Source organism: Staphylococcus sp. HMSC035D11 (assembly GCF_001836075.1).
Classification (GTDB): domain Bacteria; phylum Bacillota; class Bacilli; order Staphylococcales; family Staphylococcaceae; genus Staphylococcus; species Staphylococcus hominis.
In genome coordinates, this window is the sequence record NZ_KV827215.1 from 1 (window position 1) to 17,418 (window position 17,418).

Genomic DNA, 17,418 nt, shown 5'->3' on the forward strand with positions numbered 1-17,418 from the left:
TTGTCATTCAGTTTTCAATGTTCATTTAAAATGTAATCTATTAAATTATATCAATTTCAATTTCGAAAGTCAACAACTAATTTCGATTACTTTTAATATTTTATATCGTTTTTCAAATTTATGCAATGGTAAATTTTACACTGAATTTACATTTTTTAAAATGTATTAACACTTCTTGAAAACGACTTTTATATCTTATCAAATAATTCATTTAGTGTCAACAAATTATTTCGAAAAATTTATTTTTGTTTTAAGCAATTCTTTTAACTTGCTCACAAAAAAAAATTCTATCAGAATTTTTATATTTTGCAATAGCAAAAGTGCTCGAAATGATATTTTTTTCGAGCACTTTTACACTAATGTTTATTTATTATTTTATTGTTGTAGCAATCACTTTTTGTGCAATTGTTTTATAGATTTTTCCTAATCGATCTTCCTCTTGATAAATAGATGGTGAAAAGTCATTAGGATTCCAAGAAGGTTGTTCAAGAGGTAGTTCTCCTAGCAATTGGGTATTTAGCTCGTCCGCAAGTTTACGTCCGCCACCTTTACCAAATACATACTCTTTTTTTCCAGTTTCTTTACTTTCAAAATAACTCATATTTTCAATAACACCTAAAATAGAATGCTCTGTATGCTTAGCCATAGCTCCAGCTCTTGCTGCTACAAATGCTGCTGTTGGATGTGGTGTGGTTACTATTATTTCTTTACTACTTGGTAACATTGAATGAACGTCAAGGGCTACATCACCTGTTCCAGGAGGTAAATCAAGTAATAAGTAATCTAATTCTCCCCATTTAACTTCAACAAAGAAATTCGTCAACATTTTTCCTAACATAGGACCACGCCAAATAACTGGTGCATTTTCTTCAACGAAAAATGCCATTGAAATCACTTTAACACCATGACGTTCTACAGGAATAATCTCTTTTCCTTGAACACCAGGCTTTTCATCTATCCCCATCATATCTGGAACACTAAAACCATAAATGTCAGCATCTATGAGACCTACTCTTTTACCCTCTCTCGCTAATGCTACTGCTAAGTTTACGGCTATAGTTGATTTCCCTACTCCACCTTTACCAGAAGCAATTGCAATAAACTCCACTGGATTATTCTGTGATAATAATCCCTCAATTGTCTTAGGTTTCTCTTTTTCTTTTCCTGTATATTTTTCCACAACTTCAGCAGGTAGTTCCTCAAAACGAATGCCCACTGTATTTGCACCATTTTCTTTTAAAGCTTTAACCACTGACATTTGCAAATCAAGCTGTGGTTGTCCTCCTAATTGAGCCATAGCAACTTTAACACTTACATGTTGAATTTCTTCTTTTATTTTTACTTCTACAATTCCCTTTGTTTCTTTTAAAGGCACATTAATAATTGGGTCTTTTAAGTCTCCCACTATTTTTTTTACTTGTTCTACCGTTAACAACTCATTATCCCCCTTAAGTTTCTTTATATTTACATTTTAACAAATTTACTTATAAACTGTGCTGAATTTATCAAGAATTTATAGCTTATGTTTACTTCTTATCATTCAAGTCTTCGCTATCTGGATAAAAAATCATTTTACATAAATATAGTATTCCAATAATTAATGCAATAACCCAAAATTCAATTTTAATATATACGTAATGAATATGAATAACAAAATAGAATAGAATAGTCGTAATCACATATGAAATTAAATGAAATAGTGTTCCATTAAAATATGGATTATTAGGTAATTGCTTTCTAAAGTAATCCATTAAATGCTCAATAGCGAATAGCAAAAAGTATCCAAATACTATATAGCTACCGTAATATACTAAATTGCTGAATAAATCCTTATTATATGTAAAGAATCCTAATTTTAAAAAAATAAGAATTCGACTTAATCCAAATAACCCAAATCCTAAAAATATTAAAAATATACAACCTGATAGAATAAAAATAAGAAGAATAAGAAGAGTCGGAAAGATACCATTAAATTTTTGATTAGAAAATTTCATTTCTCTCTTTCCTCCTCTTTTCATCCATACTTTATAATGCCACTTTATCATTTATATATAGTAACTTAAAATTATTATTTTATACCTTCTTTATTCTCTTCAAATAAAAATACCCACATTAAAATTAATATAAGCGCAACAATTGTGATTACAGTTAATATATTATAGAAGTTACCTCCTAATAAACCAAATTGAAGTGCATATAATGACCCCATCAATGTAGATCCTATAGATGATCCTAAATTTTTAGTTAATGCATAGAATGACATCATTTTTTTCATATATTTAGGACTTGTTTCTTCTTGAACAATAACACTGTCTTTAGTATAAACAAAGCCAAAACTCAATCCTGCAAGAATCACAGCTCCCGCAATAATAAGAGGAATATGAAGTCCAAATACTAAAATCATATTACTTAAAATTAATGATATGAAAGCTCCTATATATAGTTTTTTTCTTGAAAATTTTGATTCTACTTTAGCTAAGTTGAAGTTTAAAGCTAACCATGCAACAGAAAGTGGAAATATCACTAATCCACTTTGTATTGGAGATAATTTTAAATGATCTTGTAAATAAACAGGTATATATAAGTTATACCCCATTAGACATATTGCTATAAGTAAATCAGTTATAAATACCAGTGAAATTGATTTATTAAATTCACTTATTGGTAAAAAAGGCATATCTGTTTTATTTTCATATTTGAATAAAACGAATAATATAACTATTGCTAGTATTAATGCAATAATATTAAAAGTAACACCTGTTTTATTTAATAAACTAAACATAAGAAGTCCAATAAAAATATAAAACAAAGATAATCCTTTTACATCAAAGTGTATATGTTGTACTTCCGCTTCTTCTGGAAAATGAAAAGTAAGAAAAGCTAAAACAATAGCTATCAATGCAATTGGTATGTTGATATAAAATAACCAATGCCATGTTGCAACTTCTAATATTCCACCACCTAATAATGGTCCAAGAATACTTGAAATTCCCCAGACACTTCCAACGATGCCCATTATTTTGTAACGAAGCGGAATTTCAAATGCTAGTTTTGGTACAATTTGAGTCAAAGACATCATAACTCCTGCGCCAAGTCCCTGGAGGGCTCTTGAAATAATTAACATTATAAACGTCTCACTCATGCCTGACATAAAACTTCCAATACCAAATAATAGTATGCCGACTACAGCTATATATAGAATCTTAAATCTTGTGAGAAGTTCACCCACAATAGGATTTGCTACTACAAGTGCTATAAAATAAACGGTAAAGACTAATGGCACTGCTGTACCAGCATTCAAATCTTTACGAATGGTAGGCAATGCTAGTGAAATAATTGAACTTTCAATTGCTGCCATAAACATTGTTAAAACCAAAGTCACTACAATACCTATTGATTTTAATTTCATCTTTGCCCTCCTATATATTTAAAAAGTTCATAATATAGAATATCCTTAATTATATTCATAAACAATTTTAATGTATTATTAAAAAAAGAAAAAACAGGATAGAATTCTTTTTGAATTCATAGTCCTGTTTCTAAATAAGCACTTAATAAACTAAGTTATTCTCAATGATATAACCTTTCAACTAGGTCTACATAAAATATACGATTCCTATAAAATGAAAGAGTGATGCAATAACGATAAAAATATGCCATATCATATGAAAATATGGACGGTTTTTTTGTGCATAAAACCATGCTCCAATAGTATAAGAAAGACCACCTAATACGATAAATAAAATAAATAACCAAGATGTTCTAATAATAATCACAGGTAAAAATATAATACCAACCCATCCCATAACTAAGTAAACAATTAAGCTTAATTTGGAATTTACATGAGTTGAAATTGACTTATATAGAATACCCCATATTGTTGTTCCCCATAATAACAAAAAGACCAGCCATCCTAACCAACCTCCAACAACTGTTAGTAAGACTGGTGTATACGTTCCAGAAATTGCTACATATATCATACTGTGGTCAATAATTCTTAATATATACTTATGCGATGTATTATTTTTCATTGAATGATATACAGTAGAGGAAATAAACATCATGAAAATACTAATAACAAAGATAGAGACACTAATAGAACTTAGTGTTCCATACTCATTATAACTATGTACTGCTGCATAAGGCAGTAAAAATAAAGTCATTAGTGCAGCAACACCATGTGAGGTTGCATTACCAATTTCCTCGCCAAAAGATAGTGGAATGATGTCTTTAAATGATTCAATTACATTATCTTTTGTATGCTGAGATGATTTAGACATCGTATTCCACCATCCTTTAAATTACATTCATTCGTTTTAAATCATCAGTTGCAGTTTCTACACTGTCTTTTCCCTCTTTATTTTTCAAGGGTGAAAATTCTTCTTTTCTTGGAACTTGTAATGTAATAAAACTATTCGCATATCGGAAAATATCAAAATAAAATAGTTCAAATTTTAAAGATGTTTTTTCAATCAAACCAAAGTCATCATCCAGTTGTTTCAATTTTTTAATGGCTAAATGATATGGTAAATCATTATTTACCGCTTGATTTATAAATGATAACTTAAATGCGTGAATGCCAATATTTGCATTATCAAATGTATTCGCTACATTTTCATCAAGTTCTGAATATTCAAGTACAGTATCTTTATTATCTTTACTAACTAATCGTCCAACACTTTCACCCTTTTTAGGTTGAATAGATTTAGATGTGATATCTTTATCATTTACTACTGTAAATCCTACAAATACTGGATCAAGAACTTTTACTAACACATTGTCAATATTATTTAAGAAAATGAACTTTACGCCATCTTTCTCCATTTTATCTAAATAACCTTTATGCTCTAGCGATTTAAATATCCCACCATTACCATTAGGTGTTTCCATAATATAGCCTTTTTCATTAAAAATCAGTCTACCATTTTCACTTAGAGCCACAATGTTGTCTTGTTTAAAAAAGTGAATACGTTCTGGGTTATAACCAAAATAATCATGGTTTTCAAAGTAACGTAATGTTTCCTCATGATTAATATCACTAGTCATAATATACCAATTAATACAATGTCCTGTTTCATTTTTTAGATGCAATAGTTGTCTTGCTTGAAGTTCAAATAAGCTTACACCTTCAATTTCAAAAGAACCTTTAGGTCCCTTATAACCTAAACGTGTGCCTTGACCACCAGCCATAAGAACAACAGCAAATTCTCCATTTCTTATTGCTTCTATTCCTTTATGTTCATAATATTCACGATCTTGTTCAGTGAATGCTTCCTTAATTTTATAATCAACTTCAGAAACTGCAGTAACATCTGTAATTGTTTTACGATTAACATATAAACTTTGATAAAGTTCTTGAATAAATTCTAAATCTAATGAGTTCACTTTTTCATCTAATTGCTCTTTTTCATTACTACTCATCATTTTCTCATATTCAATTAAATGTTCTTGATTGTATTTTTCTAATTTACTTTGATCTAGCATTTATAACTCTCCTTATAGATAGTTCGCGTCATTCAAATATATTTATCATATTAATTATAAATTTGATATTAAGACAAGAAAGATGATCCATCATATTCATTGATATCATCCGGACAATGAATGGCTCACATATTTCAAAATTTCATTTATAAACTCTTGAAATATTATGTATATTGCTCCAATACTAAAAGCTGTTGATAAGGATGCATCTAAAAAACCACCAGTTTTGAAAGTAAAAGGAAACTTAATCGCTAAAGGTATTGGATAAAGTAACTTTACCCCTCTAGGTGTCAACATATCTAGTATAACATGAGAAGCCATTGCACCGATAATAGTAACTAAATAATAAGTCGGAGTTTGAATTAAAATAAGTAAAAAACCTATCATACCTAAGAATAACAATGAATGCGTAAATGTTCGATGCCCAAAGATAGTACTAACGAGCAAACTAAGAATTTTAAATTGTCTTCCAATCTTACTTCGTGTATGACAAATATCTGGAAGTAAACTTCCTGCTATTGCTAAACAAATTACTGTTACAGTAGAAAATAGATCTGTATGATAATGGTCAACTGTTATTGCTCCTACAAGCAAACCAGCAGCTACATGCGTTTTTCCTGTCATTTATCTTCTCCTTTATTAAAAATATATTAACATAAATAGTCTTAAAATACGAACATATTTTCGGTATATAGATACCTTTCTTTAAACGTTTATTTTTCTTATTTATTACATGTGTTTTATTTGATATATCTTTGAATTTGTATATTATTAAAATAAATAAGCAAGGAGGTCTGACTATGTTTGTTGTTACAAATCGTATTACTGTAAAAAAAGGATTTGCTGAAAAAATGGCACCACGTTTCACTAAAGGTGGTAAGATTGAACAACTAGACGGTTTCAGAAAAATTGAAGTTTGGCAAATTGACAATACTAATGATACTGAAGATATGTATGTTAATACATGGTGGGACAATGAAGAAAACTTCAAAGCTTGGACCCAAAGTGATGCGTTTAAAGAAGCACATAAAAATACTGGAAAATCTTCAACAGAAGATTCACCAGTAGTAACAAGTGAAATTGTAAAAGCAAACGTACTATCAACTTTAGAATAGAAAAAGAAGCAGGAAGGAATTGGAATTGCATTCATCAATCCTTACCCTGCTTCTTTTTTATAGTAATAAATGTGCCATTAAAGCAATAATTGGTAATGTGATTGCAGTTCTAATTAAAAATATCATAAATAACTTTCCGAGACTGACTGGAATTTTAGAACCTAAAATCACACCGCCCACTTCAGATAGATAAATTAATTGAGATATACTTAAAGCACCAATCACAAATCGTGTCAATTCACTGTGCACCGTCGCTATTAAGATAGAAGGTAAAAACATATCTGCAAAACCAATAAGTAAAGTTTCGGATGCTTTTGCAGCTTCAGGAATTTGAAGTAATTGTAATATAGGAATAAATGGCTTTCCTATGATTTCAAATACTGGTGTATAATTTGCTATTATCGTAGCAATAGTCCCTATACTCATAACTACTGGTAAAATAACAAACCACATATCAATCACCGTTTTAATTCCCGTTTTAAAAAATTCTTTAACTCCTGGTGCTTTTAGCCCTACAATTGTAGCTTCATCAAAACCGTGAGCTAATGCAGTTTTTCCTTCTGGAAGTTTTTCAAGTCGTGTACTTTCAGATACTTCTTTCGTAAAATCATCCGGAATTTGATTTAGTGGCCATATTCTTGGCATGATCATCGCTGCAACTAAGCAAGAAACAATTACTGTTAAATAAAATACAAAAAACTTTTGTTGTAATCCAATAGTTTGAGCAATAACAATAGCAAATGTGATCGATACAACACTAAAAGTTGTAGAAATTACTATTGATTCTCTTTTTGAATAAATACCTTTTTCATATTGACGACTTGTAATAAGCACGCCTACTGTTCCATCTCCTATAAATGAGGCTAAATTATCAACTGCTGATCGTCCTGGTAAAGTAAATAATGGTCTCATGATTGGTCTAAACAATGGTCCTAAAAATTCTAATAAACCGTATTCCATTAATAAAGGTAAAAATAAGGCAGCAAAAAGGAATACTGCTACTAATGTAGGTAATAAGTCATTAAATACTAATCCGCCCGTATCTTCTGAATAGATCACTTTACTTCCAATTTTAAAATAAGTCATCCAAGCAAATACAACTGCAAGTACTCTTAATATCATCCACACTGGGCCTACTTGAAATGCATTCGCGATAAGACCACCTGGTTTTACTTTATCCTTTAAAATTGTTGAAAATAAAATAGTCAAAATAGTCGATAACGTAATGATTGTAATAATGAGAATTGACATTGCAGGTCCTAATAAATCTTTTAACCAATTTGCCAAAAATGCCACTGGTAATGTTGTTTGTTTCTCCCCATCTTGTACATTTGGAATAGGTATTAAAAATAAAATAATACCAATGATTGACATCGATATAAATTTTATTCTTCCTTTTATTTTTTCCTGTTTGTTATAATTCTCCAATATTCACCCTTCTCTCTATTTGTATAGGTAATTGTATTTATTCATTTATTTTGTATTTTCATCGAAATTAACGTCTATTAATTATATAAATATAACTTTATATGTATTTTTATAAACAATATGTACTTTACTATATCTTATTTTCAAATAACTTGCAATATACAAAAGTTTAAAATTCCACAAAAAATGTGAGATAGCATTCACTGTGAATACGATCTCACTCTTTTAACATTTAAATTCTTCTAAGTAACAATAAAAAGTATGGAACACCAACAATGGCAATAACTACGCCTACTGGTATATCAAGTGGCGGATGAATACCTCTTGCTAATCCATCACTAAATAAAATGAGGATTGCTCCAATTAAACCAGACATCATTACGACGTGAACATGACGATATCCGACGATTTTTCGAGCTATGTGTGGCGCAATCAATCCAAGAAAACTGATTCCTCCAACTATTGAAATAGATGATCCTGCTAACATCACTGATAAAATCAACAGTATCATTTTAATACGTTTTATTCGTGTACCTAATGCTATCGCTATTGAATCTCCTAGGTTTAAGATATCGAGTTGATGACTTAAAGCAATGACGATTGGAATCGTAATAATAAACCAAGGTAAAATTGAATATACATTTTCTATCGTATGACCATAAAGACTACCTGTTAACCATATAAGCGCATTATTTGCATCCATGGGATTTCGTATTAGTAAAAATTGTACAATTGCTGTACATATAGCACCAATTGCTAAGCCAACTAATGCCAAGGTAGATCCTTTAATATTAAATTGAGATATTAAAAAAGATAAAATTAAACTGATTATTAATGCACCAACAAATGAACCCATAGGTAAAATGATTAAAGGAGCATTGGGAAAAACCATAATAATTATAATCGCTGCTAAACTTGCACCTTTAGTCATTCCAATAACATCTGGAGAAGCGAGAGGATTTTTTACTACCCCTTGTATGATTGTTCCTGAAATAGCTAAACTACTTCCTACTATTAATCCTAAAAGTGTTCTAGGTATACGATATTCATTTAGAATAAAATCATCTTGTATCAATAAACTATTTATTACTTTAACGGGATTATACATTGTTGCGCCGACGCATAAGCTAATAAATATACTTATGATTAATATCGTAACGACAAGTGCATAACGAATAGCTAATGAGTGGTGTGTCATATTCGTTTCACTCTCCTTAAAGTAATAAATAAGAAATAAAATGCTCCTATAAATGAAGTAACAATTCCAACTGGTGATTCATAGGGATATGTAATTAAACGACTCAATGTATCAGATAATAACAATAAATTTGCGCCAACTATAAATGTTAACGGAATTAAAATGAAGTAATTATGCGGTGCATAACGTTTTACTATATGTGGCACGATTAATCCTATAAATCCAATAGGTCCTACAATAGAGACAGATGTCCCAGCAAATATAATAACAAGTAATCCGATAATGATTCTTATCACTTCAGTTTTTTGACCTAAACTTTTGGCTAGTGTATCACCTAATTCCATTATTGTAAGTTGTCTTGCAAATGCAATTAGTATGATAAGTCCCATAAGAATCCAAGGACAAATTATCATTACATCTTTCCATTTCATTCCATTTAAAGAGCCAACTAACCAAAACATAACAGTAGAATTAGAATCTTCATTAAGTAAAATAATACCTTGTGTAAGACTACTAAAAAACAAATGTACTGCCATTCCTGCTAAAGCTAATTTCACTGGTGTTATTTTTTTCGTAGAACCAGATAATAAATACACAGTTAACCCACCAATAAATGCCCCAATAAACGCTAAATAGGTTGCATAGTTTCCCATCGTAGGCATTAATACTGTCACTAATACGATAATAAATGAAGCACCCGCATTTACCCCAAATATTTGCGGAGATGCTAATGGATTTCTAGTTATAGATTGCATGAGTAAACCAGCCAGAGCTAAGGCACCTCCCACAAGTATGGCAACAATCATCCTTGGCATTCTAACACTTTGAATGATAAACGTCTGCTTGTTTTCAATTGAAGTAAAAAAGTAATGATACATATCTTTAGTTTGAATATTTAAAGTTCCAGTGGCTAAATTAAGATAAACAAAAATAACAAGAAGGCAAACACTCACTGAAAAGGTGAGTGTCATACGCTTCTTGATTGATCTTTTATTAGCAGAAAGACGATTACTTTTTTGTATAGTCATTGTCAATCCATCCTATTTATTTCTATCTTTTTTTGAGATTTCTACGATTTCTTTAGCCATTTCTTCTGAAGAGATTAAACCACGTGCGCGGGCCCATGTATCACGATCAACCACATCTATTTTATGATTTTTAACTGCATCAAGTTTGTTCCAAATAGGATCTTTTTTCAATTCTTGATAAGAAGGTTCATTAGAACTTGCACCATTTGTCATAATAAACATGCGTTCTGGATTGATTTCAGATAATGTTTCTGAATTGAGTTGTAAATAAGGTCCTTGTAAATATTTACTTAATCCTTTCGTCACATCTTTATTTAATGCTTCTTTAAAACCTAATTCACCTAATAACTGTCCCACATAAGATTCACTTGGATGCGCTAGTAACCCAGACTTAGACGCTACAGCTGGAAGTACTTTTTCATTTTTATCAAATTGAATCTCTTGTTTATATTGAGCTATTTTTTTCTTATGTTCGTCTAAACGTTTTTTACCCTGTTTCTCTTTATTAAGAGATTTAGCTATAACTTTAAACGCTCCGATATTTTCATTATAGTCGCCGTCGAAGCTTTTTAATTCTATTGTTGGAGCAATTTTACTTAATTCCTTATAAATTCCTTTATGTCGATTACTGTCAGCAATAATTAAATCAGGTTTTAATTTACTTATTTCTTCTAAATTTGGTTGTTTACGCGTACCAACAGATGTATAATTTCCAATTTTATCTCTTAACGGTTTAATTATTCTATTCTTTTTATTATCGTCTGCTATTCCTACAGGCTTAACATCCAAAGCTACTAATGCATCAACAAATGAAAATTCTAAAGCTACTACTCTCTTAGCATCTTTAGGTACTTTAGTTGTTCCTAAATCATGTTTAATCTCAATAATATCTTTAGATGACGAAATTTGATTAGATGAATTTGAACCATTGTTACTTACCTTTCCACATGCAGTTGTTAATACTAAAATCAGTAATATTGAAATAATTCCAAAAATTGTTGTTCTTTTCATGATGACACTCCTTAATATGTATTGAGGTATATCTTCATTTTATTGATAACGATTATCATTGTCAATAAAATATAAAAATAAAGATTGGCACAGAATTTATTTTGAATTCGTTGGCCCATCACGAAAACGTTGACTGCCAACGCCAACGCATAAAGAAATCTGAGACACTATTGATGTCTCAGATTCTATATAATGCGTTATTTGTTGTTGATATATTTTGATTGATTCAAATTGTTAATACGTTGAGAAATAGTATGTTCTTCACTATAATATTTTTCCATTCTCTGATGATACATTAGTTGTGATAGCGCTTCGTATTCTAATGAAAATGGTATGCAATCTCCTACTTTATAGTTAATTTCTTCTTTTAAATCTATCATTAAATGATCACTTGAAGCACCCATAATTTCTATTCGATGATTGAGTGGTTTTATTTTTTCAATCACAGTATCAATATATCCCACATCTACAATAGCTTGTAAGTAACTTTCTTTTGTCTTCGTATACCTAGGTTTAATTTCAATAATTTCCGCTTCAAGTAATATTGCATTTTGAAATAACTCGGGTATATTTTGATTAGTAGTTGTATCCACACCACGAAATAATGTTTCTCCTATTCTCAACTCATTAATACATCCTAAATCATATTGTTTTAATAATGGAAGCATACTTGAGTTACCTCCAGAAATAACTTCAAATGATACTCCTGTTTCGTATTGTACATGATGAACAAATTGATTTATTTCGTCGATATCATTTAATGTTGGAGCTTTAGACTTAAAACACATGAAATTAAATGCAAGACCTAAAAGTTTTATATTATTCATTAGTTTTATTTCATGAATATATTCAACTATATCATAAGGTAATACACCTTCACGTTGATCTTTCCAATCGACCATCAATATAACTTGATGTTGATTACTCATTTCATTTGCAATATGATTTAACTGATGTATTGTTGCCATTTCTGTTTGAATACTTACGTAACTCTTTTTAATCAAATCTTCATACTGATGCTTTAAAGGAGATCTCAAAAGTAAAAATTGACAATCTTTTGTAAATTGCTGAGGAATATTTTCTAGTCGAGATTCTGCAAAGTAGTTAAATCCTACTTTCATTAATCGTTTAATGATATGTTCATCTCCAGCAATACTTTTTATCACAGGTATCATGGCTATGTTTTTGCTGTCAAACAACATTTTTAATACATGTGCATTATATTCAATCTTTGATAAATTGATTACAATACGAGACACTTAATTCACCTCTCTTTTTATTGGATTATCTAAACTAATATTCAGATATTTTTTCACTTTCTTTTTCATTCTCATTTTCAACAATGCTTTTACTGTAATTGTAGGTCCAAATAAAACTTTTCTTAATGTATCTGCATGAGGCTTAGTATCATTAATTGCTACTTCTATTTCTTCTTGAATTATATTAAAAAGTTCTTCTTCTTTTATAAATTCATACTTTTTAAAATGAAAAATTAATTCTGCTAGTTGATTTTGAACGACTGCGTGTTGAAATTTCATAATGACTTCTTCAATTGAGTCTGCAAGTAAACTTTTATTTTCCACTTCTATATGCTTTAATCTTTGACTTAGGGTTTTAATATCTATTCGAGAGCCACCGAGATCTCGCACTATAAATTGTATTTGATACTTTGGTCCTAAATGCACTAGTGTATTTTGCATATGTGCTTCTAAAGCTATACCATAATCTTGTATTAAAGCTAATAAAGGTGTTACCAGCTGACGAGTATAATTTCGCATAAACTGATGAATGGTATGTTGATTGATATCATCATTCATCCATTTAAGGTAACTATCTACTGTGATTTCATTATCTACTACATTTTTATTTACTAATGCACCTGTAACTAATAAAATACCATCGTTCTTTATAAAAGGCTTTTCACGAATAATACAAGCAAGTTGTCTAGCATCGTCACTATCTGTTTTAGCAAATAAACCATAGGGCTCAAGTACAACATCTAATTGTGTATACTGATTTAATTCACGATGTAATGCTTGACTTAATTTGGGTCCATCAATTGTTGTTTCTGGAGATACTGTCCTAACTGCACTAGTAGCTTGAACATTGACTGGTAATTTCACATGATAAGGATGATTGATTAGCGACATTGTTCTAAAAGAAGATGTTGCTTTAGATGGAACATGAAATGGAGTAGATATCAAAATGTGATTTTGTAGCCACTCCTTAAATTTATTACGAATAGTATGTTCATATTGCCATGGGTGAACTAAAATGACTTTATAGTCTTTAAGCAAACGTTCTCTATCATTCATGAATGTATGTAATTCATCAAGATATTCAGGAATAACCTCATTTAAAATGAACTGAGAATGATCAAGAATGGTTGTAACATTTACATACTCATTATGTATTAGCATCACTTTCAAATTAATAATCTTTTCAAATTCTGGCGAATAGGTTCTCACTTCTTCCATTGATAAAGGTAATTTTGTTTTAGTAAGTGGATGTGTAGGATGACCTTCAAATATTAAGCTTTCAGAATATAGTACGTCATCTATATCATTATTTTTTTTCAACTTTTCTAGCCAAGTAAAAAAATTTAAACGTTCTGAGTCATTTATATATTTATCATGTCTTTGAAGATACTCATGACGTGTATCAAATTCTTTATATACTTCAATGAAACTATCTCTGCTATGAATAAGTTCACTTTTTAAATGGAATGGGATATCAATATGAAAGTCTGTTACTAGTATGTCTAATAGGTTTTCTAGACTATCCACTGATTCTTTATGTTGATGATTCATATATATTATCGGCCCATCAAATTCATATCGAGATAATGCACTTTCGTATTTATAATGAACGTTTAGAAGCACTTGTTCAAACTCAATCGTTATATAATGATTTTCTTTAAAAATGGTAGTTGAATGAGTCCATATATTTTCCTTTATTAGAGCATTTACTACTCTATATTGCATATTTCGATCTGCATGCTTCCACTCGTTTAACATTTTTAAATCCTCCGCCTTATCATTCGTTTTCATAATTAAGTTTAACTAGTTTAATAATTATAAATTTAATTAAGGTTACTAGCAATGACATGAACTTAGAATTTATTAAAATATTGTGTCTTAAATTTAAACTATCTTTTAAAAAGGTTTAATTTTAGAGTTAGATATTATACAAACTATTTATAATTTTGTAGAATGTGGATGAGGTGTTATATGAATAAAAATACAACCATTAATAATCATAACTTACAACTTACTAATGAAGAATATGATGTTTATACATATTTAAATGAATTTTATCCTGATTTAATCAATCATTTTAAACAATATATTTTAATAGGTAGAGATAAAATTTCTCAACGTCTTATTACATCTTTATATCGTGAAAACTTAATACACGCTAAAGATAATAGTCAGATTATTAGACCTACCAAATTAACCGTATCTATGTTTTCTAAAGATAAAGACGTATTATGTATTCATTTTCCAAAATCAAATATCGATATTTACAGTCAAATAAAAGGGAGATATGCCTTCGACCGGGTAGATGTGGAAGGTCCTTTTTATATCTTAAAACATCATAATCATGAATATGAAAGAATCCAACATCCAAATGATATTCTAGATTTAATTTTAGCTGAAGCGCCAAAACTTGATAACGCTGCTAGTGAACAGTTTAGAGAAGATTTAAATAATAGTGCTGCTAATATGATTCTGGCACTAAGTTATCAAGCTAAACATATGCATTCAAACTACGAGTCCTTATGGGAATTGATTGCAAAAAGTGACGATAGTTATTTACGTTCGGAACAATCAGTTATAGAAGGTCATCCCCTTCATCCAGGCGCAAAGCTTCGTAAAGGGATGAGTGCTAAAGAGAATATTCATTATAGTTCAGAATACGGTCAAGAAATCCAGTTAAAATGTGTATTCATACATAATAGTATAGCAAATGTTCAATCCTTATCTTCAACCTATAATGATATGCTTCAACAATCTTTTCATAAATTATTTACTCACCTTTTAAATAAATATAATGATATAAGAATTGAAGATTATCATTTAATGGTTGTCCATCCTTGGCAATTCGAACATATTTTACTTAGTCAATATCAACAAGAACTAGATGAACAACTTATTATTCCTATTGATATGACCTTACCTTATTATGCTGGCTTATCATTCAGAACATTAATGCCAAAATATCCTAAACTATTCCCGCATATTAAACTTTCTACAAATGTTCATATTACTGGAGAAATACGGACGCTTTCTGAACAAACAACGCATAATGGACCTTTAGTTACTAAAATTGTGAATGATATTTTAAAAAACGACCCTGATTTTCAACCTTATCGCATAGAAACATTAGATGAAATTGCTGGCATTCATTTTTATAATTCTAAAGATCATTCAACAATCCAAACTGAACGTAGTGAACAACTGGGAACATTATTTAGAGAAAATATTTATACATTAATCGAAGAAGATACAATACCTGTCATACCTTCTAGTCTGGTTGCTTATTATCCAAACAATACTGAACCGCCAATTGAAAGCTTAATAAAACGATATCAACATACACATCAATTTAAGACATTTGAAAAAGCAGCTTATGCATGGATTCAAGATTATGCGACTCAATTATTAGGACTAGTTATTCCACTATATGTAAAATATGGAATCGCACTAGAGGCACATTTACAAAATTCTATTGCTACATTTAATCAAGATGGTAGTTTAAGTAAAATCTATATTCGAGATTTCGAAGGATTACGTATTGATGAAACTCAATTAAACCAAATGGGGTATAAAACATCACATTTCCATAAGAAATCTAGAATTCTTACTCAATCTACTGCATCTGTTTTTAATAAAGTATTCTATTCAACTGTTCAAAATCATCTAGCTGAATTAATATTAACAATTACTGAAAAAGTAGAAAATACGAATTTTGAAAAAATAATGTGGCATTATATCAGTCATATTATTCAAGATATATTAGCTAAGTTGACTGATGTTGATACAGGACGTATGCAAAAGATTACTCATACTTTATTTGCTGCAACAATTGATTATAAGTGTGTAACCACTATGCGTTTAGAAGATGAAGCACATCATTACACTTATATTAAAGTTAATAATCCACTACATTAAAATTAAGAAGCGGAATAACATTCAAATTGAATGTTATTCCGTCTCTTGTTAAAAAATGATATTAACCATAAAAAGACCTTGGAACATTCCAAGGTCTTTTTTCAATAAGCTTATTGTAAATCTGATCTTTCGAAATTATTATTGTTGTTATTATTGTTATTGTTGTTGTTATTTTTTTGGTTTTTTTGTGCCCATTCTTTTTTAGTCATTACGTCATCAACTTGCATGTTAACTTCAACAACATCTAAACCAGTAATGTATTTAACTTGTTCTTTAACTAAGTCAGTTACTTTACGGAAGATTTTTGGAGCTGATTCGCCGTATTCTAAGATTACTTTTAAGTCTACAGCCGCTTGTTTTTCACCAACTTCAACAGAAACGCCTTGTGTTACGTTGTTACCGCTTGAGAATGCACTAGAAATACTGTCAGTGAATCCGCCTTTCATATCTAAGATACCTCTTACTTCACGAGCAGCGATACCAGCAATTTTTTCGATAACTTCATCAGAGAACGTTAATTTATTTTCAAAATGTTGTTGATTATTTTGACGTTCTTCTCTGTATTGTTGTGCTTGTTCTTGACGTTCTTCTCTTTCTTTTTCATTTACTCCAGTTTGGTTATTATACGCTTGTTTAGCTTTGTTATTATCTACAGCCATGTGAATTCTCCTTTTTAAATAAAATTTAATTTTTAATACTTAATTTTTTAATTTATATGAATTCTTAAATAATGAATGTTAACTCCATCGATTTAAGAAGTTCATGAAATCTTGCGTACGGTCTTTCATATACCCAACGCCAATTCCGATTAAACATAAAACAATAATTAAAATTGTTTTCCAGAACCCTAAAGTCAGGAATAAGATTGCAATAATTAAGAATGCAAAGAAACCTATAATTCGCCATTTATACGACTTTAGGAAGTCGATAATTTGTTGAGTAGAATCTTGACTATTTTGATTATTATCAGCCATGTTATC

16 protein-coding genes are annotated in these 17,418 nt (G+C 29.8%); 2 read left to right on the forward strand and 14 right to left on the reverse strand.

Going from position 1 to position 17,418, the window contains the following annotated elements:
• Positions 1 to 370: 370 nt before the first annotated feature.
• From HMPREF2647_RS00655 to HMPREF2647_RS00680, 6 genes are all read right to left on the reverse strand, one after another.
• Positions 371 to 1,435, reverse strand: a complete 1,065-nt coding sequence (locus HMPREF2647_RS00655; protein ID WP_017175364.1) for an Mrp/NBP35 family ATP-binding protein — start codon at positions 1,433 to 1,435, stop codon at positions 371 to 373.
• Between the two features lie 91 nt (positions 1,436 to 1,526).
• Entirely contained in the window at positions 1,527 to 1,994 is a 468-nt protein-coding gene (locus tag HMPREF2647_RS00660; RefSeq protein WP_017175365.1) for a SepA family multidrug efflux transporter, read from the reverse strand.
• Positions 1,995 to 2,068: 74 nt separating this feature from the next.
• Positions 2,069 to 3,409 carry a multidrug efflux MFS transporter SdrM gene (sdrM, locus tag HMPREF2647_RS00665; protein WP_048683345.1) on the reverse strand — a complete coding sequence of 447 codons (1,341 nt, stop codon included), beginning with the start codon at positions 3,407 to 3,409 and terminating at the stop codon, positions 2,069 to 2,071.
• A gap of 187 nt (positions 3,410 to 3,596) precedes the next feature.
• Positions 3,597 to 4,280, reverse strand: a complete 684-nt coding sequence (locus tag HMPREF2647_RS00670) for a PAQR family membrane homeostasis protein TrhA (protein ID WP_019835206.1) — start codon at positions 4,278 to 4,280, stop codon at positions 3,597 to 3,599.
• A 16-nt stretch (positions 4,281 to 4,296) separates the two neighbouring features.
• Positions 4,297 to 5,484: a UTP--glucose-1-phosphate uridylyltransferase gene (locus HMPREF2647_RS00675; protein WP_019835205.1), complete on the reverse strand. Its 1,188-nt coding sequence runs from the start codon at positions 5,482 to 5,484 to the stop codon at positions 4,297 to 4,299.
• A gap of 105 nt (positions 5,485 to 5,589) precedes the next feature.
• Entirely contained in the window at positions 5,590 to 6,108 is a 519-nt protein-coding gene (locus tag HMPREF2647_RS00680) for a metal-dependent hydrolase (RefSeq protein WP_017175369.1), read from the reverse strand.
• A gap of 176 nt (positions 6,109 to 6,284) precedes the next feature.
• Here HMPREF2647_RS00680 and HMPREF2647_RS00685 point away from each other — a divergent pair, with 176 nt between their 5' ends.
• A complete protein-coding gene (locus HMPREF2647_RS00685; RefSeq protein WP_048680627.1) occupies positions 6,285 to 6,599 on the forward strand; it encodes a heme oxygenase in 315 nt (104 codons plus the stop codon).
• 57 nt (positions 6,600 to 6,656) lie between these two features.
• Here the strand turns inward: HMPREF2647_RS00685 and HMPREF2647_RS00690 are convergent, their stop codons facing one another.
• The 6 genes from HMPREF2647_RS00690 to HMPREF2647_RS00715 all read right to left on the reverse strand — a co-directional run bounded on the left by HMPREF2647_RS00690 (position 6,657) and on the right by HMPREF2647_RS00715 (position 14,281).
• Positions 6,657 to 7,973: a YjiH family protein gene (locus HMPREF2647_RS00690; RefSeq protein ID WP_080983430.1), complete on the reverse strand. Its 1,317-nt coding sequence runs from the start codon at positions 7,971 to 7,973 to the stop codon at positions 6,657 to 6,659.
• 286 nt (positions 7,974 to 8,259) lie between these two features.
• Positions 8,260 to 9,225: a FecCD family ABC transporter permease gene (locus tag HMPREF2647_RS00695; protein ID WP_070859302.1), complete on the reverse strand. Its 966-nt coding sequence runs from the start codon at positions 9,223 to 9,225 to the stop codon at positions 8,260 to 8,262.
• The gene (locus HMPREF2647_RS00700) at positions 9,222 to 10,253 is read right to left on the reverse strand and encodes a FecCD family ABC transporter permease (protein WP_017175372.1); all 1,032 of its coding nucleotides are present in this window, start codon (positions 10,251 to 10,253) and stop codon (positions 9,222 to 9,224) included. The genes HMPREF2647_RS00695 and HMPREF2647_RS00700 overlap by 4 nt, the downstream gene beginning before the upstream one ends.
• Positions 10,254 to 10,265: 12 nt before the next feature.
• Entirely contained in the window at positions 10,266 to 11,264 is a 999-nt protein-coding gene (locus tag HMPREF2647_RS00705) for an ABC transporter substrate-binding protein (RefSeq protein ID WP_017175373.1), read from the reverse strand.
• A gap of 197 nt (positions 11,265 to 11,461) precedes the next feature.
• Positions 11,462 to 12,523 (reverse strand): alanine racemase, encoded by a 1,062-nt coding sequence (locus HMPREF2647_RS00710; protein WP_017175374.1) that lies wholly within the window; start codon positions 12,521 to 12,523, stop codon positions 11,462 to 11,464.
• The gene (locus HMPREF2647_RS00715; RefSeq protein WP_049416146.1) at positions 12,524 to 14,281 is read right to left on the reverse strand and encodes an IucA/IucC family protein; all 1,758 of its coding nucleotides are present in this window, start codon (positions 14,279 to 14,281) and stop codon (positions 12,524 to 12,526) included.
• A gap of 213 nt (positions 14,282 to 14,494) precedes the next feature.
• On the opposite strand from HMPREF2647_RS00715, the gene HMPREF2647_RS00720 reads away from it, so the two are divergent.
• Positions 14,495 to 16,438, forward strand: a complete 1,944-nt coding sequence (locus HMPREF2647_RS00720; RefSeq protein WP_049416144.1) for an IucA/IucC family protein — start codon at positions 14,495 to 14,497, stop codon at positions 16,436 to 16,438.
• Positions 16,439 to 16,548: 110 nt separating this feature from the next.
• Here the strand turns inward: HMPREF2647_RS00720 and HMPREF2647_RS00725 are convergent, their stop codons facing one another.
• Entirely contained in the window at positions 16,549 to 17,097 is a 549-nt protein-coding gene (locus HMPREF2647_RS00725) for an Asp23/Gls24 family envelope stress response protein (RefSeq protein WP_002448598.1), read from the reverse strand.
• 78 nt (positions 17,098 to 17,175) lie between these two features.
• On the reverse strand, positions 17,176 to 17,412 hold the full coding sequence (locus HMPREF2647_RS00730) for a DUF2273 domain-containing protein (protein ID WP_002448488.1): 237 nt from the start codon (positions 17,410 to 17,412) through the stop codon (positions 17,176 to 17,178).
• Between the last annotated feature and the right edge of the window lie 6 nt (positions 17,413 to 17,418).